General features: G+C 47.8%; 14 protein-coding genes and 2 pseudogenes. 4 read left to right on the top strand and 12 right to left on the bottom strand.

Features of this window, described 5'->3' with window-relative positions; genetic code table 11:
- The 3 genes from OXH00_17800 to OXH00_17790 form a co-directional block, all read left to right on the top strand.
- Positions 1-1125 (top strand): class I SAM-dependent methyltransferase (locus tag OXH00_17800; protein ID MCY3742872.1); only part of this gene is annotated, 1125 nt, incomplete at its 5' end.
- Positions 1126-1305: 180 nt separating this feature from the next.
- Complete coding sequence (locus tag OXH00_17795; GenBank protein MCY3742871.1) at positions 1306-1503, top strand: hypothetical protein; 198 nt, start codon at positions 1306-1308, stop codon at positions 1501-1503.
- Between the two features lie 322 nt (positions 1504-1825).
- The gene (locus tag OXH00_17790) at positions 1826-2245 is read left to right on the top strand and encodes a hypothetical protein (protein ID MCY3742870.1); all 420 of its coding nucleotides are present in this window, start codon (positions 1826-1828) and stop codon (positions 2243-2245) included.
- 30 nt (positions 2246-2275) lie between these two features.
- Here OXH00_17790 and OXH00_17785 read toward each other — a convergent pair whose 3' ends face one another.
- The 12 genes and pseudogenes from OXH00_17785 to OXH00_17730 form a co-directional block, all read right to left on the bottom strand.
- Complete coding sequence (locus OXH00_17785) at positions 2276-2497, bottom strand: thioredoxin family protein (protein ID MCY3742869.1); 222 nt, start codon at positions 2495-2497, stop codon at positions 2276-2278.
- Positions 2498-2509: 12 nt separating this feature from the next.
- On the bottom strand, positions 2510-3430 hold the full coding sequence (locus OXH00_17780) for a dockerin type I domain-containing protein (protein ID MCY3742868.1): 921 nt from the start codon (positions 3428-3430) through the stop codon (positions 2510-2512).
- Positions 3431-4316: 886 nt separating this feature from the next.
- Positions 4317-7004, bottom strand: coding sequence for a T9SS type A sorting domain-containing protein (locus OXH00_17775; GenBank protein MCY3742867.1), 2688 nt, complete (start codon positions 7002-7004; stop codon positions 4317-4319).
- Positions 7005-7083: 79 nt separating this feature from the next.
- Complete coding sequence (locus OXH00_17770; protein MCY3742866.1) at positions 7084-10611, bottom strand: T9SS type A sorting domain-containing protein; 3528 nt, start codon at positions 10609-10611, stop codon at positions 7084-7086.
- Positions 10612-10827: 216 nt separating this feature from the next.
- Positions 10828-13368 (bottom strand): leucine-rich repeat domain-containing protein, encoded by a 2541-nt coding sequence (locus OXH00_17765; protein ID MCY3742865.1) that lies wholly within the window; start codon positions 13366-13368, stop codon positions 10828-10830.
- 236 nt (positions 13369-13604) lie between these two features.
- Positions 13605-13805: a hypothetical protein gene (locus OXH00_17760; GenBank protein MCY3742864.1), complete on the bottom strand. Its 201-nt coding sequence runs from the start codon at positions 13803-13805 to the stop codon at positions 13605-13607.
- 26 nt (positions 13806-13831) lie between these two features.
- Positions 13832-14971 carry a hypothetical protein gene (locus OXH00_17755; GenBank protein ID MCY3742863.1) on the bottom strand — a complete coding sequence of 380 codons (1140 nt, stop codon included), beginning with the start codon at positions 14969-14971 and terminating at the stop codon, positions 13832-13834.
- Between the two features lie 382 nt (positions 14972-15353).
- On the bottom strand, positions 15354-16046 hold the full coding sequence (locus tag OXH00_17750; protein MCY3742862.1) for a T9SS type A sorting domain-containing protein: 693 nt from the start codon (positions 16044-16046) through the stop codon (positions 15354-15356).
- A gap of 12 nt (positions 16047-16058) precedes the next feature.
- Positions 16059-16145, bottom strand: a pseudogene (locus OXH00_17745) (WD40 repeat domain-containing protein).
- A 23-nt stretch (positions 16146-16168) separates the two neighbouring features.
- Positions 16169-16957, bottom strand: a pseudogene (locus OXH00_17740) (WD40 repeat domain-containing protein).
- 70 nt (positions 16958-17027) lie between these two features.
- A complete protein-coding gene (locus OXH00_17735; protein MCY3742861.1) occupies positions 17028-19463 on the bottom strand; it encodes a T9SS type A sorting domain-containing protein in 2436 nt (811 codons plus the stop codon).
- Between the two features lie 360 nt (positions 19464-19823).
- The gene (locus OXH00_17730; protein ID MCY3742860.1) at positions 19824-20384 is read right to left on the bottom strand and encodes a GNAT family N-acetyltransferase; all 561 of its coding nucleotides are present in this window, start codon (positions 20382-20384) and stop codon (positions 19824-19826) included.
- A 1663-nt stretch (positions 20385-22047) separates the two neighbouring features.
- Here OXH00_17730 and OXH00_17725 point away from each other — a divergent pair.
- Positions 22048-24159 carry a sigma-54 dependent transcriptional regulator gene (locus tag OXH00_17725; protein ID MCY3742859.1) on the top strand — a complete coding sequence of 704 codons (2112 nt, stop codon included), beginning with the start codon at positions 22048-22050 and terminating at the stop codon, positions 24157-24159.
- Positions 24160-24180 lie beyond the last annotated feature (21 nt).

Here is a 24180-nt window from a genome sequence, read left to right as displayed (position 1 = left end):
ACTTTCTACGCCGTTAGTAACATTGGTGAGCTCTATGTCCCTGTTGAATGTCGGGATGCGGTTTTCGCGCGCGCACGCGTCAAGTTGTTCGCGCATCAGGAATTGAGACATCTCAACCGGATTTTCACACACATTCGGCACGGTGGCGTTGCGGTCGTGGAGGGACAGTGGGAACAAATTACCACTGTTATGGACTATATCCAACGCCACAAACAGGATTTGATCCAGCAACCTGATCGTAACACTAAACGACGGAATCGGAGAGATTCGCATCAGAGATCTGCGAGTGGCGCGCTGAAAGAAGCCTTAGCGCGACTCATGTGTTGGGCAGATGCTGACGGAATCTTACAAGTTGAACCTACGCCCGCCCTTCCTTATCTATTGGAGTTTGCCGGTGAGCCAGCAGAAGTGAATGAAGGCAAACCTTTTCTCCTGCCGCTCATAAAAATTCAACAGATTCAAGACGCGCTCGCGGAGACCTACCCTATCCGGGCACTTGATGTCTCGCTCGTTGCTTCCGAAAACGTTCTCGCGCCGCGTTCACAAGAGACGGTTGAATGCTTTCAGGAGGCACTACAGTATATCCGTTCACACGCCCCTACTAATAAAGTTGCTGACATCGGGTGTGGCAGTGGGTGTTTGACCCTGTTAGCACGACAGGAATTAGGTAAGCAGACTGAAGTGTATGCATCCGACCTGCTCCCAGAAGCAATCGCGACGACGAAGTTGAACATCCAACGCCTCCTCCCAAATTCAGACGCTATAGCGGTTATGCCTGTCGGTGATCTGTTTGATCCTTTTGCTTCCTATCAGTTTGATGTGATTATCTTCAATGCCCCGTGGGTTGTCGCCCGTGTACGCAACCGCGCTGAACTTGCTATTCACGATGAAAAACAGCAAACAGTGAAACGGTTTTTTGCACACGTCTCAAATTTCCTGAAACCTGATGGTGCTGTTGTGTTGGGGTATGCAGACGCTTCCGGTCCGAAGGCGATTGAGAATCTGGAGGCAATCATTACGGCGGCTGGTTTTAGGGAGGATGCCTGCTTTAAGAGACGAGTCGCAACGCATCGGTCGAAACGGAAGTGGGAGCAGATTCGGGTGTCCGTTTTACGTCGGAAATAGAGGCATCAAATTTTTCTCTAATTTTTACCCTAAATCCGGTAGGTGCGGTGTTTTTGCTGGGGTGTTTCTCTCCTAACCGCACCATAGGTGTCAATTTAGGGATTTTTCGTGCCATTCTCGTCCTATTAAGCCTGAACTGTGATTTCTGTGATTTTTCTGATTTTTGTGATAAGATCTCTGATGGAAAATAAGATGCTGATTGTGGTGTTGAAGTTTCTACAGAGATGGCGTTCCTACGGAACTGCTGAGTCGTCAGGACTCGGTTTTCAGTTTTCAGTTGCTTGTGATGGGTTCTCTTATCATGGGAATCATAGCAATCAGAGAAATCACAGTCCCGTAGGTTGGGTTGAACGGATACCCCAAAACGCTGAAAACTAATACAAGACTCAACCTACACCAGAGGGGGCACGCCAAACCGAAAACCGAGAGAAACCCAACGCTTTGTCGGTTTCCGGGCACCTGAGGGTTTCAAGTTGGGTTTCACTACGTTTTTGGATGTATATGACGACAAGTTGGATTTAGGGGTATTGGCAGACCAACATCTACTTTCTTAACACCATTCAACCTAACGGAAATCCGCAGAAATACGCAGAAACACCCTATCAAAGACCCCTATCAAAGACCCCAAGCAAAAACACCTACGGGACTAATCAAAGACCAAGACGATCCAGATTACGATTTCACGGAAGATGAAATAGACATGCTCGGTGCTTTCGGGGATGCTCTCAAGGATTTCCGAACACAATCTGAGCTATCCACAGATGCGGTTGAAGATGACAATACAGTGGATAACGAAGATGCAGCGGCGAAGCCTAGGTCTTCAATAGCAGAGCACTATGTTAGGGAGACAACCGAGGAAGAACGTAACACACTTGCGGTACAGATCGCGGAAATGCGTATAAACGCAGCGGGTTCCAGACCCATCGCGTGGAAAGATATCCGCGAGCAGTTCGGTCTCAAGAACGACCAGTTCCATAAGGTTATTAGGTTGTCAAAGGGCTACAGAGATGCCGTTATCGCTCGGATTAAGACTCTCAAAGCCCAAGATGGTGGTTGGGAGTATAACGGCAAACTCGGTAGCCTAACTGGGATTGACAATATAGAGGATTTTCTCAAGTAAACCACTTTTGAAAAAAGAGAACCGTTTCCATCAATTGTCTATAGCATTAAGAATATTCTCCAGGAACCTATCTTTCGGCATAGCTCCTGTGAAACGTCCGATAACCTCTCCATCTCGAAATACGATATAAGTTGGGGTGGCTCGGATTTGATACCTTTGTGGTATTTCATTACTTTCATCAATGTCGATCCTGGCAATCGTGAAGGTGTCTTGGTTCTCTAATCCGACTTCGGAGACAACTGGCTCCATCATACGGCAGAAGGGTCACCATTCCGCATAAAACTCAACCACGACAGGGAGTTCCGATTCGAGGACAACTGTATCGAATGTCTCATCGTCGACGAGAATGGGGATCTCTGGGGGCTCATCGACAGGTGGGAACGTAATCGTGTAACCGATCTCATTACCCGCAGTGTCGATGGCATACACCTCAATAATATAGGTAAACCCACTCTCCAGTGCTTTCGCGTAGCGGCGTTCAACGATCCCTTTATTGCCCTCAATTTCACTCGACCAACCGACATTAGTCCCCGCTGCTGTGAAGAGTATAGCCTGACCAATTACCGGTTCGTTGAACGTAATTTCAAACCGTGTCGTGTTTTGCGTCGGTTGCGGCTCAATGTTGCCGTCGCTATCCATGGCGATTACATTCGTAATCTGAGGCGGCTCAGTATCAGGTTCGCGAACGGTATACCGGAGTGTTTGTGTGCCATCTGCCCAAGTGACGACCAGGACAAGCGTCCCTGGGTCAAAAGGACCTGATAGTGTCACTGTGTTATCAACGACCGTTGCGACTCCCGTGCTGGTGGTAAAGGCTTCTGGCGTATTATCGAAAGTGAGGACGATTGTATCGTCAATCTCCAGCTCCGATTCAGGTTCTGGGTCCGCACTGACGAACACCGCAGGCGGCCTGACAGTTTCACCAAGATGGTTCGCGACAAACACCAAGTCAAGAATATTGACAGTACCATCCGCGTTGACATCTGAGTTCAGAGGCTGATCTGCGGTGGATGTCGCGCCCAAGTCCGCGGCAATCTGTACCAGATCAAGGATGTTTATCGTTCCATCAGCATTGACATCAGCTGCCCTCAAGATGTCAATATCCGTCTCTTCTTCGGCGTAACTTGCTGCGAAAACGGATAGTGTTAAACTGAGTGTTAGCAATGAACAGATCAATTTTCTCATCGGTTTCTCTCCTTAATAATAGGACTTACACAAATCGCTCTACAGAAGGCAAACCGTAGGGGTGAGGTCCCCTCGCCCGTCTGAAAGAGTGTGCAAGTCCTTTCAAAATCTACTATAGTATACTAAAGTTTGGACAGTTTGAGTGGCATTTAAATTCCCATCAATCAGAGTTCAGATATTGCTTGGTGTTTGAACTGTGATTTTTCTGATTTTTCTGATTACTATGATAAAAGAGGTATTCGTTGTGATAAACGCTTTAGGTATTGCGTTGTCTTTATCTCGTAAATCATATAAATCCGATCAATCACGGTTCAGAACTTGGAGGAAGCATTCTCACAAACGCTTCAGCGGACATGGAGGTTATCTTGTAATCACATAAATCCCATAGGAATTCTCAAAAATTGTCCAAAGTTTAGTATAACGCCAGTTTGAAAAAAGGTATTAGAAACCGAAGCGGACGCAAATTAAGCAAAAAAGCAATATATTCACCCCAAAAGAGGTAATTTTTAGGGATTTAACCCCCTAAATCCCCCTTATCAGGGGGACTTTAAGACGAATGCTTCCGCCCTAAATATTTATCAAACTCACGTTAGTATAGTATATGAAGATTAAGAATTTAATCGGGTAATTCTAAGACGTATGATTAACAAGTGGATCGGTTCGTAGTAGTGCGATTCATCGCACGTTGCGTAGCTGCGACTATCCAATTTATTTGTTAAACCTCATTAAGCAATATTAAATAATAGAGTATCAATTTTTCGGTTTTTCCGCAGGCACAAACCCCGTAGGGTGTTTTTGCTTGGGTGTTTCCCCCAGGGTTTCCCCGCCCGACATTGATCGGAAATGTGCAAATTTAATATTGAAACTTGCTTAACTATAGAAAATATTACTTCGCTATCAACATCTTACGCGTCGCAGTAAATTCGCCTGCGGTGAGGGTGTAGAAATACACGCCACTTACGACCGACTCACCTTGTGCGTTCCTGCCATCCCAATACGCCGCACGGCTTTTGCTCTGATACATCCCCGCGCGTTGATGCCCTAAATCCAAATCTCGCACGACGCGTCCTTGGATGTCGTATATTGTTAGTGTCACATCCGCAGGGGTTGCCAATTGATACGGAATCCACGTCTCTGGGTTGAATGGGTTCGGATAGTTTGCTAACAATGCCGTCTCTTTTGGCGTGAATGCTGCGAGTAGCTGCGCCAGGAAGCGGATCCCTCGGACAGAAGTTGCATCCGTGAGGTTTGCCTGCTGTGCCTGTGTAATCCAGTGCTGCACGTCTTCCTGTGTGAGGTGCGCTGCGCCTTGTTGACGCAGAACAGCAGGTGCCGCTGCGACTTCTCCGATTGCTGCAGCGACGGCGACGAGGTCTTGTATGTTGACTTCACCATCGCCATTGACATCCGCAGCGTTTTCACCGACTTCACCTAATGCTGCAGCGACGGCGACAAGGTCTTGGATATTGACTTCACCATCACCGTTAACATCCGCTGATAATTGAGGGAACTCATCAGCATCCGGAGTCGGTGTAGGTACAACCTCCCAGAAAATAATAACGGAATCCGCATCTCTGATCGTAGCGAGGGTGCTACCATCCGGACTGAATGCTATATCTCTGACGTGCCCCGCACCTTTGAAAGTTTTGAACTTATTCCACATCCCGACATACCACAGATGGACGCTATCATCGTGTTCCCCTCCCGTAGCGAGAAAGTCGCCATCCGGACTGAACGCTACCAATACGCCGAATCCAGCCCACGTATTTCCTGTGCCTGTGAGCAGAGCAAGTTCTTTTCCTGTTTGTACATCCCATACACGGGCGGTACTATCTACACTTCCTGTAGCGAGTGTGTTGCCATCCGGCCTGAACGCAACACTCTTAACAAAATGACTATGCCCCGTGAATCTTCTTAGAGATTGGCCCGTCTTCACATCCCACAGAACGGCATCTTTACCATCCGTCAAAGCGATCATAGTGCTATCTGGACTGAACGCTACGCTCTCAGAGCCTAGAAGGTAATCCACTCTGAGGGTGTGCCGGAGGCTTCCTGTCTCCACATCCCACAGATGGACGGAGTGATCATGATAACCCGCTGAAGCGATCAGAGTTCCGTCCGGACTGAATGCTACGCTATTGATGTAATGTTCATGTTTTCCTAAGACTTGCAGTTCATCTGTTCTTAGGTCCCACAGATAGAGGGTACCAGCACCTCTACTCCCTAATGCCAGAAGAGTTCCATCCGGACTGAATGCTATGGCCTCGACATTGGTGGGTGGTGTAAAGCTTCGTAGGTAGTTACCGGTCTTAGCGTCTCGCAGAACGACCGTTCCTCTCCCCGCTCCTGATTCTTCCAGAAGGGTTCCATCCGGACTGAATATTATTTTTTTTGTCCCCAATTCTGCCAGAAGGGTTCCATCCGGACTGAATACTATTTTTTCCCCCCCCAGTGGGCTATGGTCTATGAGCGTTCGCGGGCTACTATCCGCATCCGGTATGATTCTGATGAAACGCCCACCAGAGATATCGGTGGAACTGGTTACCAGACTCCCCGTATCCAAATCCCACAGATGGATAGTGCTGTACCACCCTCGGATTGCGAGCGTCCCTCCATCCGGACTGAACGTTACACCATACGCATACCCTTCAGGAACGTTGAAAAAGTTCACATAACCCCCTGTGGGGTATGGCGGCCAGACGACTTCCCCCGTCTCAGCATCCCATAGACGAACAGCAGCATTATCACTCGCGGATGCGATGATATTGCCATCGGGACTAAACGCTACGCCCGTGACCGAACTCATGTGCCCAGTGAGGGTTCGCAGCAGGCTCCCCGTCTCGGCATCCCATACACGGACAGTATCATCATAACTCCCCGAGGCAAGAGTGGTTCCATGGGGACTGAACGCTACGCTCCCAACCGCGCTTGTATGCCCAGTGAGGGTTCGCAGCAGGCTCCCCGTCTCGGCATCCCACACACGGATGGTTCCATGACCAATTCCCGATGCGATCATAACTCCATCGGCACTGAACGCTAACCGGCCGCCATGGATGCTAGGGACCAGAGGGATATACCCGCTGAGCTGGGCAAGTTCTTTGCCTGTGTTCACATCCCACACACGGATCGTCCTATCATAACTTCCCGATGCAAGCGTGGTTCCATCGGGACTGAACGCTATGCTATCATCAACCTGCTCCGTATGCCCAGTGAGGGTTCGCAGAAGGCTACCCGTCTCGACATCCAGTAGACGGATTTCTCGCCCAATCCCCAATGCAAGAATGGAGGCATTTGGGCTGAACGCTACGCTACTGGGCACCTGCTCATCCGGGGTGAGTAGGTCAAGTGCTTCACCTGTCTCCGCGTCGTAAAGCCGAACACCGACACTGCTCCGGACGGCTAACTTTGTACCATCAGCAGAATAGGCCATGCCATAAATATAGCCCTTGCCGATACGGAGTTTCGCACCTTCGGGTAGCCCCCATTTCGTTGTATCTACCGCAGCGGTGTGCGGTAATAATATGAAAAGTGAAAATGCGAACAGTATCAGTGTCCAAACCCAAGTCGTTTTCATGATAAAATACTCCTTTTTGGCATGGGTTAGGCGGTTCGGAAACCGCCCAACCTATCGTGCGCGCTTTCAATCGGCTATCCTATTTCCGTATCAGGAGTTTCCGCGTGGCAGTGAAATCGCCAGCGGTGAGCGTATAGAAATAGACACCGCTTGCGACGGGTTCACCGACAGCATTCTTACCATCCCAATACGCCGCACGGCTTTTGCTCTGATACATCCCAGCACGCTGATGTCCTAAGTCCAAATCTCGCACGACGCGTCCTTGGATGTCGTATATCGTCAGTTTCACATCCGCAGGGGTTGCCAATTGATACGGAATCCACGTCTCTGGGTTGAACGGGTTCGGGTAGTTCGGCAAAAGTGCCGTCTCTTTCGGTATCATTGCAGATAGCAGCTGCTCCAAGAAGAGAATGCCCAGTTGTGTCCTCGCATCTGTCAAATTTAACTGCCGTGCTTGAGTGATCCAGTGCTGCACGTCTTCTTGTGTTAGGTGCGATGCGCCTTCTTGCCGCAGGGCAGCAGGTGCCGCTGCGACTTCACCCAATGCTGCAGCGACGGCGACGAGGTCTTGGATGTTGACTTCACCATCCCCATTAACATCGGCATCATTTTCGTCAGTTTCTCCGATTGCTGCGGCGACGGCGACGAGGTCTTGGATGTTGACTTCACCATCCCCATTGACATCTGCCGTGACGCGCGCTGGTTCTGGTGGCGTGGGAGCAAGGTCCCACAGCAGGACGGTGTTATCACGACTTGCGCTGGCAAGCGTCTGTCCATCCGGACTGAAAGCAATGGACGCACCCCCGTGAAATCCGTGACCGAAGTTATGTCCTGTGAGTGTGCGGAGGCTGCTGCGCGTCTCAACATCCCAGAACTGGATGTAAGGCAACCCTCCCTTGAACGGGTCAGGAGATACCAGGGCAGCGAGTGTTTTGCCATCGGGACTAAAGGCTACATCCATGAAGGTCAGCTCCCTGTCCCTGAAGGTGTGGCGGATGCTGCGCGTCTCAACATCCCACAAGTGAATTCGAGAGAATCCGGAGGCAGCGAGTGTTTTGCCATCGGGACTGAGGTCCATCTGAAAGGACGAACCTATACCCATGGCAGGATCCAGACGGTTGCCCGTGTCAACATCCCATAAAATGATGTTGTCAACGTTGGAGTGGGTTTGAGAACTCAGGCTTGCGAGCATCGACCCATCACGGTTAAAACTTATATCAACTACAGGAAGCGTATGTTGGAGTGCGCGGAGCAGTCTGCCTGTGTTGATGTCCCATAAACCGATAGCCCCGTCGTGACTGCCACTTGCGAGTATCTGTCCGTCCGGAGAAAACAATGTTTTGGCGACAGTGTGGGCATGTCCTGTGAGAGTGCGGAGCAGTCTGCCTGTGTTGACGTCCCATAAACCGATAGCCCCGTCGTGACTGCCACTTGCTAACATCTGTCCATCCGGACTGAAAGCGACAGAATGAAAAGGATGGCCTGTCATCGTATAGAGGATGCTGCGTGTACTAAGATCCCATAAACGGATGGTGGGGGCAGTGCCGGCGTGACCGTCGCTGTCTCCACTCGCGGTTGCTAACATCTGTCCATCCGGGCTGAAGGCGACATCATTGATATTATTTGTATGGTCGTCTAAGGTGTGGAGGAGTTGTCCGGTCTCAACATTCCAAAAACGTAAGGTGCCCTCTCCACTCGCGCTTGTGAGCGTCTGTCCATCCGGACTGAAGGCAACATCCAGGATATAATAACTATGCCCGACAAGTGTGTGAAGGAGCGTTCCGGTGTCAAGATCCCATAAAGTGAGATCCCCACCATCATTTCCACGTATAGTATAACGGCTTCCAATGGCGAGTGTCTTTCCATCCGGGCTGAAGGCGATACTGTTGATATCATATCCATGTTCGGTGAAGGGGCGGAGGCGTTGTCCGGTTTCAACATCCCAAAAATATAAGATATCACTATGCCGACCTGCAATCGCGCTTGCGATCGTCTTTCCATCCGGGCTGAAGGCGACATCCGTAAAATAACTTTCATGTTCAAGCGTGTGAAGGAGATCCCCTGTTTCAACATCCCATAACTGGAGAATCTTGCCAATACTTGTACTTGCAAGTGTCTGCCCATCCGGACTAAATACAACATGAGCAGGCACAGCACCTTGGATAAGATTCAAATGAACCATGTCCTTCAGCACGAGGGTATGGAGGAGATTTCCAGTGTCTACATCCCACAGATAGATATCACTTCCGATGCTTGCGAGGGTCTTCCCACCCGGACTAAAAGCGACATAAGTGGCTATTAGGTCAGGCACGGTGAGGGTCCGAAGGCGTTGTCCCGTCTCAACATGCCATAGACTGATGGAGTTATAGTCCGCGCTTGCGAGGGTCTTCCCATCCGGACTAAACGAGACACTATAGCCCACGGTCCCGTGGCCAGTGTCAGTGAAAAAAGAGACTTCTTGATAAGTTTGTGTATCATAGAGCAAAATACCGGCAGAATTCGCAACTGCCAAACGTCTACCGTCCGGTGAATACGCGACTTGATTAATGCCACCTTTACCCAGACGCGCTATGGCACCTTCGGGTAAATTCCATGTTGTGTACTGCGGACGTATCTGACCAATTCTATGTTGCACGTGTACTTCCGAATGTGAGTCCAAACTTGACGGAACCTCGGAGGGTGGCAACAGAAGAGTCGTGTTAACCCGATACGTAGCATACGTAGAACCCAGGAAAATGTTTCCCTGCATATCAATAACATCAAGGTTTACGTCAAACGCATTTCCAGTGAAAATTGTCGGATCTGGGATGATAAATTCAAGTGTGCTGTCTGTGCTTCCATTTAATCCCTCATAATCGATCAGTGCAGGAAATCTAGGGAATCTATTAATTGCCCTTGATGTTAATTGTGCTTGATGCAGACCCTCCGGATCGGTTACTTCAAAGCGGAGGCGGATCGCATTGCTGGGGGATACAAGGCTGGGGGGCAGCATTTTAATCGTTGTGTTCCTATTGGTGAAGTATCCACCGGTGTTAAAAGCCGGATGGACGTCCAACCATTCTGCACTACTATAGGATAATTGGTTTTGTGTTCCGTAAGCCATCAGGTAGCCATCATTGCGAAAATTGTGTCCCAATCCAAAAAGGTGCCCGAGCTCATGCCCAAATGTGTAAACATCAAAACAACGACTCGGAATGTTTGCGCTTCCACCAATCGCGTCTCCGGGTACCCAGGCGACACCACAAGTGTGTAACCCGGCGAACGACAGCAACTCATTGCTCTCATACAACAAGAGTAGGTAATGAGGTCGCGGAAAGTTTTTTGGCTCATGATGCACGACTGCTTTTCCATGCGCGTCGGTTTCATACAAGAATGTTTTTCTCTCGAACCCGTGTGCTTCCATTTGGTCTGCAAAGAACTGCTGTGTGTCCTTTATCAATGTATCCAATTTCGCATCAATATTTGGCTGTGGGTTACCGCCACTCAGATAAACGAGGTGGACGATAGGTCTCTCACCTTGTTCGGTCTGTGCCAAAGCAACGTGCGGTAACAATATGAGAAGTGATAATGTAAATAATATCAGTGTCCAAACTAAAGTCGTTCTCATGATAAAATACTCCTTTTTGTAATGGGTTAGGCGGTTCGGAAACCGCCCAACTTATAGTGCGCGCTTTCAATCGGCTATTCGTCTGTCCACCCTTAAGTTGTAGGTGGATTCGTTCGTAGTAGTGCGATTTATCGCACGTCCAGCGGTCAGAACGGGCAATGAATTGCCCTACTACGAGCCGAGTTACTTGCAATTTTGGACTGAACAGAGTATATCCTACTTCCGTATCAGGAGTTTCCGCGTCGCAGAAAATTCACCTGCTGTCAACGTATAGAAGTAGATACCGCTTGCGACGGGTTCACCGACAGCGTTTCTGCCGTCCCAATACGCGGAGCGGCTCCGATTGTGATACATCCCCGCACGTTGATGCCCTAAATCCAAATCCCGCGCGACGCGCCCTTGGATGTCGTAGATCGTCAGTTTCACATCTGCGGGCTCTGATAGTTGATACGGTATCCATGTCTCTGGGTTGAACGGGTTCGGATAGTTTGGTAACAACGACGTTTCTTCTGGCATCTGCCACGCTTCAGAGTTTCCAGCTGCGGTGCTTGAAAACTCACCGAAGTATTGGAGGAGATATTCCTGAACTTCCGGTGAGAACGATTGAAATGGTGGATAATCCGCAAGCGACATCGGGTGAGCACTGGGTGCTGCACCGATATTATCTTTTAGATTCCATGTTGCTTCCCACTTATAACGCGACGACACACCATCAACGTTGTAATTTTGAACCACCGTGATATCTATGCTTGATAAGTCCTCTCTGATCACAAAGAGCATAGGCGGTAGAAACGGTTCGTATTGGTAATTTTCTAATCCTAACAGGCTCTCAAAAGCTAATTTTCCCAAGGCTTCAAAAATATTGCTTGGCGGCTCTACCGTTAGTGTGGGAGGAGCTGTAGGATCATCAGGGGCAACAAAATCAATAACTAAATCTATAACAACTCCGGCAATATTAAGTAAACCTAACACCTTGCTGGCAAGTTTGAGTACCCCATTCTTCAATTTGTCGAACCATCCACCTTTTTCGGTTAACCCATCAGGCACCATACCGACTACATTTAAACCAAATTTTAGAGCTTTTTCAGCTTTTTCAGCTGTCTCCTCTGCCCCCGTTTTCTCTCCTTGCGGTGATTCAAGGGGGAACATAAAATAACCGCTATCTGGGGTATGCAGCGTAACAGAGCATTTTGTGACATGACGTAGTGCTCCAGAGCCCGAAATATCTTTTAGCGAATGCTTCGTTAGAGTTTCGGATGAGTAGCGTTCAAGAGGCAGGGCTATACTGGCAGGCGGATTCACGACAAAGTAGGTATAACCGTCTGCACTGTGTGCTACGTTTTCTATTAACCATCGCGGAAGGCCCGCTTTGACATGGACCAGGACAGCTTCATCTTCAGAGGAGCAGTTATCCGCGGTCTGGATTTCATTCGACACACTGTCTACGCAAGCACTGTAATAGTAGAAACCCTCGATGTCGGGTGCAGTGACCATTAGTTCCATTTGAACCGCTTCATTACCAGATAGTGATACTTTGTTGCCCTCTCGGATCAGTTTTTTGGAAACAGGATTGGAATTGGGGGCGCGATAGTACAGGACCCGTGTTTGGTCAGATGTCGCAGCTCCCATATTTTTGAAGGAAACATAGAGTTTAAACTTATCTCCGGGGTTTACGGTGATGCCTTTATCTTTACTTTTACCATCCGATTGAGATACCGTAAGGGATTCAATCACTAAATTCGGTTCATCCTCCACTAAATTCGGTTCATCCTCAGACGGCTCACCGATTGGATTACCCTCAAGCCATAAAGTTGCCCCCAAGTCTTTGATCGGTGTAATATCACGTATCTGATTGTTCCGGAGCCCCAAAGTCCGTAGGTTTGTTAAACCCGACAGCGGTGAGACATTATCAATCTGATTACCATTGAGATGCAAGTACTCCAACTGTGTCAAGCCTGCAAGGGGTGTAAGATCACGTATCTGATTAACACCCAGTCCCAAATACGTTAAGTTTGTTAAGCCTGCAAGGGGTGTAAGATCACGTATCTGAGCATTATAGACGACGAAGTAATCTAACTGTGTCAAATTTGCGAAAGGGCGAAGGTCTCCAATCTGATTCCCTTCTCCGATAATACTGAGACGCCGCAATTGCGTTAAATCTACATTGCGGCGAAGATTCTCCATTAACGCCACGCTCGTCACAGATACCTCTAACTGGGCGAGTTGCGTTAATCCTGACAGCGGACTGAAATCGCTGATTGGGTTATACTGAACCTCTAAGGCTTTCAGTTGTGTGAATCCTTTGACGGGGGCGAGATCGCGAACCTCGTTGCCTATGAGATCCAAGTGTGTGAGTCGTGTTAATCCTGATAGCGGACGTAGATCGCTAATACTACCGAAGGAAAGTTCCAAGTATGTGAGATACTCTAATCCTGACAGCGGGCGCAGATCTTCAGTGCGGTGGGCAGCATGAAGTACCAACCAACTGAGTTGTGTTGCATGCTCCAAACCGGTCAAATCTGTTATCTTCTGCTGTATGTCACCTGTTAAATCTTTTATGTCCCAATTAGAAACGTTTAGCCGGTATAATGTCTGCATCTTCGATTTCGTGATTGGCGCGTTAGGTGCTAAATCCAAAGCATCTCGCAGAACACTCGCTAAAACCGGATCCGGAATATTTACGACCTGCGCAGAGGCGCCGTTCATCCAACAGCTGAGAACACTCAAGAAAACAAAAAGTCTATAAAATCGTTTCATTGTTTCCAACTCCTTTCATTTTTATACTTCATTGGTAGGTGCGGTTAGAAACCGCACCTACCGGTCCTGGGGCCACGAGGGTTGTTTTTCTAAAATTGACACTTATGGTGCGTTTTCCTAACCGCACCGGGCCCGACAAGAAAACCGAGAATTACCCGATTAAATTCTTAATCTTCATGCGGAGTGCTATGTGGATAAAAAGGTGGCAACTCGCGTTATCTCATAATTAAACTCGTCTACCTTTTCAGATCCGCCCAACCTGTTAGCAGTTTACCAGTTGCCGACACCAATCCTCTCAAGCGGACGGTTGCTAACTGTTTACGCGCACCGGCATACGATATATCTTCTATCCGATAATAGTAGACGGTATTCGGTGTAGCGGTGGTATCTGTCCACGTGTAAGTGTTCCGTTCACTCGTTGTGCCAACCCCTTGCAAAGGAATTGTGTCTGTCCTGTATCAGACTATTGTTCCTGCTTGATTTGCCCCCAACTTGTCGTCAACTTGCCGTGGGCAGTGACTTCCATAGAAACGCCTTCAGGCGATATAGTCCATAGGAAGTATTGACTATCCACCCAATCTCCATCTATTATCTCTCTTTGATCTTCAACAGCATAGAATGTGCCGTCTGGACTCACCCCGGCAAACATAGAGGGTTCAGAGATTTTTTTACTTTTCTCGTTGAAAACATTCCATAAATAAAGTCCATCCACATTAACAAAAGTATGACCAACAGCATTAGTGCCAGTAGTAGCACCAGTACCTGCCAGTATCATACCGTCTGGGCTAAACGCAAAAGGGGCATTCCACGCCCGACCATAATACCCGAATAGACGACCTGTTTCTTTTCTTGTAACAACATCCCATAACGTTATTAGAAGGCTGTCTCCAATGCCAGCTGCCAAAGCAGTTCCATCTGGACTGAACTTTAGATAGTCAACACCCCAAGGAGGCGTAGGTGTAACTATTTCGAGTTTAGCTATTTCGAGGTTTTCGTGGATATCCCATAAAAATAAATTAACGGCTTTTTCTCTAAATCCTGCAGTCCCAATCGCCAAGGTAGTTCCATCTGGACTAAATGTACTACACGTAGGGAAATCAGGTACTTCGATTTCAGATTTCTTCTTTCCCGTTTTAACATCCCATAAATATATAAACGCAGAAGATGTTCCCCATCTTCCAGCAGCACAACTCACCAACGTGGTTCCATCTGGACTGAAAGATATACTTGAGATCGTGTTTGCTCCAACATGTTCGAGTACGAATTTTGCGTTTCCGGTAGCGACATCCCACAAAGTTACCCGACTCTGTTCAGAACCACTGGCAAGTAGTGTGCCATCAGGACTAAAAGTAAGAACGGCACCGGCACCTATGCGGAACTCGCTTATGAAAACATCTTTTTTTGAGCCGGTAGCGGTATCCCACAAATGTATATCTCCCTTGAAATTAGAACCTGCCAATGTTTCACCATCTGGACTTAATGCGAAAAGGTTTAATGAAAGTCTTAAGACTTCTGGAGTCTCTTTCAATCGGACTTGAGCAAAAGCGTTTAGGGAAAGAAAGCTGAACAGTACAAAAAACGTCAATGTTGTTTTCGTTTTCATCGTAAATTCTCCTTTTTCATCGGTCTCCTTCCGGCGATCATAAGGTCTTATGTTTTTTCTCTTCAGATAAGTTGGAGGATTGGAAGATAGTGGACACGTTGTTTCTTCCATCCTTCCGAAAAACCTAAAATTTGCTTCTTAATATTTATTTAGCAAGATTCATGCCGGGCCAATTTTGCCAATATTAGGTGGAAAGACGACGATTCCAGCATAACTTTTGTAAAAATTTACAAAAGTTTTGTAGGAATTAGCATCGGTTTTGTAGAGAAAGTTGGATGTAAGATATTTTATTGAACCGTCTGTCTAACCTCCAAATACGAGAAAAAATATGGGGTGAAACAGGGGCAGGCACGAAGACCTACCCCTATGGCAATAGAGAAAGTCACTTTCGTATTAGCATCTTCCGCGTGGCGGTGAATTCGCCGGCGGTAACGGAGTCGCGTGTGGACTCCGTGGACAATGTATAGAAATAGATGCCGCTTGCGACGGGTTCACCGACAGCGTTCTTTCCATCCCAATACGCGGCACGGCTCCGAGTGTGATACATCCCCGCACGCTGATGCCCTAAATCCAAATCCCGCACGACGCGCCCTTGGATGTCGTATATTTTTAGCGTCACATCCGCAGGCGTTGCTAACTGATAGGGTATCCACGTCTCCGGGTTGAACGGATTCGGGTAGTTCGGTAGCAGTGCCGTCTCTTTCGGTGTGAAAGCTGCGAGCAGCTGCTCCAAGAAACGGATCCCTCTTACGGAGGTTGCATCTGTGAGGTTTGCTTGTTGTGCCTGTGTGAGCCAATGCTGCACTTCTGCCTGTGTGAGGTGCGCTGCGCCTTGTTGCCGCAGGACAGCAGGTGCCGCTGCGACTTCTCCGAATGCACCTGCAACGACAACGAGGTCTTGAATGTTGACGATGCCATCACCGTTGACATCCGCCTCGTTTTCGCCGATTTGTCCAAGTGCGCCTGCGACGATGACCAAGTCTTGAATGTTGACTTTGTCATCGCGATTCACATCGGCAGCGGGCCATCCGACCGACCAGAGAAGGATTTTCCCGTCCGAACCCGCGCTTGCCAACGTCTTACCATCCGGACTAAAAGAGACACTATTGACGAAACCGGTGTGTGCCTGAAGTGTCCGTAGGGGCTCGCCAGTGATAACACTCCATAGACGCACTGTCTGATCACCGCGCTTGCCAGAATCCGACCATCCGGACGAAACGAGACACGATTGACATCAAAGGTGTGTCCTTCAAGGGTATGTCGGAGTTCACCTGTTATAACATTCCATAGACGCACTGTCTGGTCCAAACCCGCGCTTGCCACAATCAGACCACTCGGATTAAAGGCAACACTTAAGACCGAATCGGTGTGTCCTTTAAAGGTATGTCGGATCCTGCCCGTCGCAGCATCCCATAGGTACACCTCCCCGTTAGAAACCCCGCCGGCAAGCATCCGAGCATCCGGACTAAACAGGACACTTTGGAAGCCACCGTACCAATCATACTCAAATGAATGATTGCGCCCAGTCGCAACATCCCATAGAAATATTTCATGGCGACCCGCGCTTGCCAACTTCTTACCATCTGGACGAAACGAGATACTTACGCGCCCAGAGTGCACGTGCCAGCTCCATAGGCGCGTGCCAGTCGCAACATCCCATAGATAAACGTTCCCGCTCGAATCCCCACTTGCCAACATTTTACCATCCGGACTAAAGGAGATACTAACGACCGAATCGGTGTGTTCCACGAGGCGCGTGACCTCTTGATGCGTTACGGTATCGTAGAGCCAAATACCGTTGGCACTTGCCGCTGCAAGAAGTTCTCCATCCGGAGAATACGCGATATCATTTATTGCTTCTCCGCCCAGATGCGCAATCGCACCGACCGGTAAGTGCCACTGCGGTGCGTCTGCGGCGAAACTTCTGGTTATGTGTATCGTTGATGCGAAAAAGAAAACAATCAGCGAAGCGATCAAGGGTCTCATCAAAATCTTCATAAAAAACTCCTTTGTCGTTAAGACAAAAATTCTCTTGCAATCTTGTGGTCTTATGGTACTATTTTCGTATTAACATCTTCCGCGTGGCGGTGAAGTCGCCTGCGGTGAAGGTATAGAAATACACGCCGCTTGCGACGGGTTCACCGACAGCATTCTTACCGTCCCAATACGCGGCACGCGCCTGACTGTGGTACATCCCTGCGCGTTGATGCCCTAAATCCAAATCCCGCACGACGTGCCCTTGGATGTCGTATATTTTTAGTGCCACATCCGCAGGCTGTGCTAACTGATAGGGTATCCACGTCTCCGGATTGAACGGGTTCGGGTAGTTGGGTAGCAGTGCCGTCTCTTCGGGGAGCGGGTGCCGTTCGGATGCATCGAGCTCCCGGTGTTTTTGGTCTCCGAAGTGATCCAGCAGTAACGCTTGGACTTCGGGGGCGAGTTCTTGGAACGGTGGATAATCGGCAAGTGACATATCGCGGGCGTATGGTGCTGCCGCGGCTGCCGACCGAAGCTGAAGTGTATAATTCGCCTCAACCCCTTCATGTATCGATTTAAGATACGGTAATTCCAATTTAAGAATAGGGTGGACTTCGCTCTCCTGATCCCATGTCGTAAAACTGTTGATTTCTGTCTGAGATATAGGAAAGAAGAGCTGATCCCACAGTGTGAGGAAATAGGTAAACTGAGTTTTTATATCTGCTTTCGTAGAGTTATCAAGCTGCGACGCATCATTGGCATTCCATTCGCCTGGCCATTGAAACCAGCGCGTCCCGGTGGATTTCCAGTATTCAAAAAGCGTCTCTACACTCTTTCCTACTTCCTCACCGTCTACTTCCGCATCGTCCGGTAGGTGGAGTCTTATATGTCGTTCACCCGCATCCCAAAATAGATCCAGATTACCCTTGAAGAATCCACGAGCACCTTCGTTTTTCATGATTGTGAGTGTCGTGGGGCTTACATCGACATCCTGCGTAAAGTAATGTGTTTTCGTCCGTATCGTTATTGCGTCTAATTTTTCAGGGATCATGACTAGATACCGTGGCTTTCTGTGATCCGAATCACTGCTCTCAAAACCAAAAACGGAATAATCTTCTATTACTTCGGACGGGTCCTTTAATGCATCGAGAATCACATTTTTGGCAACATTTTCCTCGGCGATTAAATCACGAGCATCCACAAATACGGAGTAGTATACCTTGCTCCGCGAGATCACTGCGTCCACGACTAAACTCCACGGTTGCGGAATTAGATCTATCACAAAGTCTACCGCGTCCTCTATTGCTTGTTTTGTTAGCTCTGTAACAAGATTTTTTGCCACCTTCCACCATGTGAATATCTCTCCCGCCGCCTTATATTCCTTCATAGGGTTTTCGGCGAGCGGTACTATAAAATACGGATATTCTGAGGGAAGTTTTCCTGCCGCCTCGAGTTCATCAATATCTTCGATGCCTTCTAAGGCACGGTCGTCGTCGTGGCGACTTATATCCAACGCGATGTTGCTTTGATACGGAATATCGTTCATGCCTCGCAGAACTTCGGGCACATCTGGTTTCCAGACGAAATAGGTTGCATTTTGCGTCACAGCGATATCCGTGAATTGATCGTCAAGTGTCCATTTCTTGACCACATTATTATTTGTATCATTGAGAGTTATGCCACTCTGTAAGGCAACCGGCCTACGGACGTTTAAGACAATATCGCCTCCTGCCGGTGTTTCTGTGTCTTCCGCTGTCTGTGTCGTGCTACCCCCCTGTATAGCAACAGGTTCTATCTCAGCAGCCAACCCATCATCACCAACCAGTAAGAAAGGTAAGACATTCCATTCGCCTAAAGCGTGACTACTTTTGAACAACAGATCATTATCACCAGGCACAAGTGTAATGCCCGCCGCCGTACCGCTAATGTCATTACCTGTCGCGGCTATATAGTTCAAAATCTCACTATCATTTAGCCAGACTTTAGCACTGGTATTACCGTGTACGACTACATGTAAATTAGCACCTATATCCTCAGTGTGATGATTTTTGATGTTCATCCGCGCATAAACCGTATGGTGATCTATATCCTCGTCCTCTTCCGCAAAACCGAGATCATTTAAGATTTTGTTGGTGTTCCCGAATTCCAATGCATCGGCACTAAAATCCATGTTATAGAGGCTAGTTGTGATGTCCGAGGTGGCCCCTACTAACTCACCAGGTGACGCGGCAAGTGGCCCAACTGCCCACTGATTTCCGTTTATTTCTGGCAGCGTAGGTTCTTCCAAGAACGCTAATTCTCTGAGTGTTCTACCTGTTGAAAAGTATAGTAAATCTACGTTTATATTGTTGATATGGTCTCCTGCTCTATTAGGTACCATCATTATACTCCACGGCGGAGGATCTAATCTATTGTCAAAAAGCGGTATAATAGTCTCAGCGTTCGCAACCTGGACTATTAGCAAAAGCGTTATGAGACAGAAAATCGTTGTTGATAGAAATCTGTTGCGTTTCATTGTCCAATTCTCCTTTTTCGTTAGAAAGTGCGTTATGAGACAGAAAATTGTTGTTGTTAGAAATCTGTTGCGTTTCATTGTTCAGTTCTCCTTTTTGGAATCGGTTAAATCGCAAACTGGGTCGACTTTCGTATCAATCTTGCCACGTAAAACCTTTTAGAACATAGACAGTGAGGGCATAAAAAAGGATAAATAATGCTAACACGATTAACGCTTCCTTCCACCCACGCTCGGGAACTTTCATAAACAGGAGCATAGTACCCAGTGGAATCCATAAAACACCCATGAGCCTGGAAAATCCTTTTCTCCAATTTATGAACATTGATCTCACTCCTGAGATTTGCATGAAGCCGTACGGGATTAGAGCGGTTGTCCGAAATCGAAGTCCGATTTTAGTATCCCGCATGCGACGACATCCTCAAAGTTTCCATCTTTTTTAACATGTTGCCGGAGACACCCCTCAGTGTGCATCCCGATTTTCTCAAGGACGCGTGCCGAAGCAGGGTTCCGTGTGTAGTAGTAAGCATAGATGCGATTCAGTTTCAGCACTTCAAAACCATAAGCAACCACAGCACGTGCCGCCTCGGTGGCATACCCCTGGCCCCAATAAGGTTTTCCGAGCCAATAACCGAGCTCGCCTTTCTCATGCTTTTGGTCAAGTTGTTCAAGTCCTATGGTGCCGATGAAGCGCTTGTCAGTTATTCGTGCAATTGCGAAGTGCACACCTTTTCCTTTTTCAAACGCGTCGTAACAGAAACGGATCCATTCTTCAGCCATGCCGTCTTCATAAGGATAAGGCACAGAAGTTAAGGTTGATGAAACATCAGGGTCACCCGCGGAACGTTGCACATCTGGTGCGTCCTGAAGCGTAAAGGAGCGTAGGAGCAGTCTTTCTGTGTGAAGCGTCGGAGCGGTTTTCATTTTTTAATTTCTCTTTCATTATTGGATTTATCCTAATAGGATTCTCGGTTTCTTGTTTCGCGGAACTGCTGTTTCGCGAGAGCTGCATCTAAAGGTTTTCGCGTAATATCCGTTTCGGTTAGAAACCGAACCTACCGGGCCTGGGTAATATCCGTTTCGGTTAGAAACCGAACCTACCGGGCCTGGGGCCCGCTAAATTGACACCTATGGTGCGCTTACAACGTGCACCAATATCGCTAAAAGTCGGACGCATCGTTCAACGGCGCATCACTTGTGACTTCAACCTCTACAACCCGTATTTCCATTATCGGAAAATAAGTTGCAAGATTCGTGCCAAGCCAATTTCACTAAGTATTGGGCAGAAAAACGGCGATTCCCGCATAAGTTTTGTAAAAATCAACATCCATTTTGTAAAAACCAGCAAAGGTTTTGCAAAGAAAGTAGCAATTCCGTTTACTTTTTATTCACATTTTTTAGCGGAATTTTAAAGTGGTTTCCTCGCCCTCTAAATATAGGGTTTCCGTAGGTTGGGTAGAGCGGAGCTGAAGACAGAGATGTGAGTGCTTCAAATACCCTGAAGTTCGCCCTGTCGTGTGCACGCAAGAACGCAGCGAAACCCAACTTCATACCGTCAATATCTCGGAACCGCAAAAGCGTTGGGTTTCACTCAGTCTGCGTTGGATGTAGTATATATGGAGAAAACCGCTTTTTTTCTATTGCTTTTCAGGGTTTTGTTGGTGTACGTTCAACCCAACCTACGATGCTATGATCAGTTTCTTCTTAAATTGACACATATCGTGCGATTACAAACCGAATCTACCGGGAAAGGGCGTGAGTCGAAAAAAGGAATAATCAACTGTGAAAAGTACAGATACCCCTCATCAGTAAATCAAAAAAATTGGGGTGTTTGGACGTTGTATTTTCAGATGCATACCCAACAATTGCCAGTTGGGTGGAGACGGGAGGTAGAGGGCCTACCCCGTTCATCCGTCTCCAACGTCCATTCGTAAGGATACAGGATTTTCCAAAGAAAACCGAGTAAAATTACGACGCTTGTTTAAAATATCAGACAAATCAATTATGATCTATGATATAATTAAACCCGCACTGACAATCTACGCTTGGCAGTGCCGCGGTTCGGGAGACTAGCCCTCTCGCCGAACCACCTGTAAAGGATTTTACGGATGCCAAGAGACATTATAGCAAAAAGGAAAATAAAATACAACATTTTTTCCTATCAGCCCAATTTTTATGCAAATTTCGGTCATCATCCTGCAGATTTTGAGGGTTCATGAATATTTTCCATGCACTTTCTGCATGCCGTCTTGCATTTTTGTTATCGAGCTCGCGCCGAGAAATATAATAGCAAGACTCATGCCAAGCAAATTTTGTCAAATATTGGGCATGAAAGTGGCGATTCCAGCACAGGTTTTGTGAAAATCTGCACAAGTTTTGTAAAAATCTGCATAGGTTTTGTAGATAAGATTGGATGTAAGACATTTTATATCCTGAAATCTTAAGTTGAATGCTTATTATAGTAAATCCCATAATTATTTCCACACACGGTAACTCGTAGGGGCTGGGTCACCCAGCCCCTACGAAGGGGAAAAGTGTAAACATATTTTCCGATTTTACTATAATAGTGAACACACGAGGCAAGCTAATGAAAAAAATATTAATTATTGATGACAATCAGAGTTCTCATGCCTTGGAGTATTTCCTAAGGACCGAGGGCTATTCTCCTATCATCGTTGGGGGCGTTGATGAGGGCTTGGAAAAAATTACCGCATCCGAAAATTTGAAAGTCGTCTTACTGAATGTGGAATTGTCAGCGAGAAGAGGTTTGGATGCGTTACGGAGAATTAAGCATGAACACCCACAGGTTATTGTAATTGTGATCGGAGCGGGGGTACAAACAGCGAGAAAAGCCCGCCCGCTGGGAGCCATAGAAGTTCTGTCTAAACGCACTGATATAGAAAATATCCGTAGGGCAGTTGATCGGGCGTTTGGCCGGATAGATAGCCGAAGCAGCACATTCTCATTTCCTGAAGAGGAAATTGAAGAAGACATGTCTGAGGAACAGTACGCTCTCGTTGGGGAGAGTGAAGCAATGTTTGAGCTGAATAGCGAAATTGGAGGTGCAGCCTGCTTTAACATTTCAGTGCTGCTTGAGGGTGAAACAGGCACTGGGAAAGGGCTGGTTGCGCGCCTCATTCACACAGAAAGTGAACGCGCAGACGCGCCGTTTATTTCAGTTGATTGTGGCGCGGTGCCGCATGAACTCCGTGAAGCTGAACTACTCGGTCATGAAAGAGGGGCATTCACAGGGGCGGAATCGGCGCGTCCCGGCGCATTTGAACAGGCTGATGGTGGCACGCTGTTCCTCGATGAAGTCAGCAATATGAGTCTATCACTACAAGAAACACTCCTCAATGTCTTGCAAGAAAGAGAGGTCCAACGCGTGGGCGGAACAGAGACACACACCGTGGATGTGCGCGTCATCAGTGCTACGCATCAGAAATTGCGGGAAATGGTCGCGCAAGGAACATTCCGAGAGGATTTGTACTACCGTCTCTGTGGACATCAGATATCTCTGCCGCCCTTACGGGAACGGACAGAGGATATTCCATTATTGGTCACGTACTTTCTGCAGCGTATTGAGGAAGAAAATGAGAGGGCGAGGTCCGATATTTCTGAAGAAGCGATGGGATTGCTCCAAACGTATAACTGGCCGGGCAATGTTCGCGAGTTAGAAAGATGCCTCGAAAGCGCGACGGTCACTTCCCAAGGCGAGGTAATTATGCCGAGGGACCTCCCGCAAGAAATCCGGATGTATAGTGGAGATGAAGGTTCAGAGGGGAGCGAACCAGAAACCCGATCTTCGGAAACGCCAGAAACACCGATATATCGAAACCTGATTGATTTGCCGGTCATGGTGTTCTGTCAGTTTTTCTCTCAGGGACAGTTCTGTCGGTTTCTCGCTGATGGAGCGTCAGGTATCACGGATCGCCAAATCGACGAGTGGTGGGAAGCGTTCTCTACTGATGGACGTGCCCGTGCCAATGGAGCGGAACGCGAAATTTATGACTGGCGACTCGAATTTAATACGACTGACTTGGAGATTCCAATCTTCTCGGACGACTGGATTAAACGGGTGATTGACGATGCCATTTCTCAGTTATCGAATCTTCGGTATAGTTCCGAACCCATAGAAGAAGCGGAGCCTGTCAGTATAAAAGGAAGAACCCGCAAAGGCAGCCTGACTGCAGTGCTACACGAAGTCGTAAAGGGTTACGGCGGAGACAGAAGAAAAGCCGCAAGAGAATTGCGTATTTCCCGCGTGCAGCTTGAAAGGTGGTTGTCGTATCGGACAGAAGATGATGATTCACTTTTCACATCTATAGAGGCTTCGCGCCGGATCGGACAGTTTCCTTCTGACGAGATCAGAAAACTTCTGACAGAACCTATCAACCTTTTCATTTTGGAGAATTTCTCACGTCCAGCATGGCGAAACAAAAGTCTGAATGGTCAGAAGCAGGCTGTTCACCTCGCTTTAAAAGTGCTATCTAAGCGTTTGGATAAAGATCATGGCTGTATCTATTTCGGCGGCATGACTTTTTCGCAAATTGAATGGAATGTCTATCGCCGGGCACCCTACCTATACACGGACCATGCTGAAGCGGCTACGGCATTAGACGTAGATATCAGAACCTTTAGGAGGTACTGGCCTGAGAACAAACCCTTCCCAAGTCATCACACGCTTTTTAGGGAATAGGAATGTAGCCTTAATTTTGTA

This window comes from Candidatus Poribacteria bacterium (assembly GCA_026706025.1).
GTDB lineage: Bacteria > Poribacteria > WGA-4E > WGA-4E > WGA-3G > WGA-3G.
Note: the sequence above shows the minus strand (reverse complement) of the source record. Positions and strands in the feature narration are given on the sequence as shown.

Excerpts from the sequence above, each read along its gene's own strand:
- OXH00_17735 (MCY3742861.1), bottom strand. The coding sequence starts at position 19,463 with ATGAAACGCAACAGATTTCTATCAACAACGATTTTCTGTCTCATAACG.
- OXH00_17785 (MCY3742869.1), bottom strand. The coding sequence starts at position 2,497 with ATGATGGAGCCAGTTGTCTCCGAAGTCGGATTAGAGAACCAAGACACC.
- OXH00_17795 (MCY3742871.1), top strand. The coding sequence starts at position 1,306 with ATGGAAAATAAGATGCTGATTGTGGTGTTGAAGTTTCTACAGAGATGG.
- OXH00_17725 (MCY3742859.1), top strand. The coding sequence starts at position 22,048 with ATGAAAAAAATATTAATTATTGATGACAATCAGAGTTCTCATGCCTTG.
- OXH00_17790 (MCY3742870.1), top strand. The coding sequence starts at position 1,826 with ATGCTCGGTGCTTTCGGGGATGCTCTCAAGGATTTCCGAACACAATCT.
- OXH00_17730 (MCY3742860.1), bottom strand. The coding sequence starts at position 20,384 with ATGAAAACCGCTCCGACGCTTCACACAGAAAGACTGCTCCTACGCTCC.
- OXH00_17755 (MCY3742863.1), bottom strand. The coding sequence starts at position 14,971 with ATGAAAACGAAAACAACATTGACGTTTTTTGTACTGTTCAGCTTTCTT.
- OXH00_17780 (MCY3742868.1), bottom strand. The coding sequence starts at position 3,430 with ATGAGAAAATTGATCTGTTCATTGCTAACACTCAGTTTAACACTATCC.
- OXH00_17770 (MCY3742866.1), bottom strand. The coding sequence starts at position 10,611 with ATGAGAACGACTTTAGTTTGGACACTGATATTATTTACATTATCACTT.
- OXH00_17775 (MCY3742867.1), bottom strand. The coding sequence starts at position 7,004 with ATGAAAACGACTTGGGTTTGGACACTGATACTGTTCGCATTTTCACTT.
- OXH00_17765 (MCY3742865.1), bottom strand. The coding sequence starts at position 13,368 with ATGAAACGATTTTATAGACTTTTTGTTTTCTTGAGTGTTCTCAGCTGT.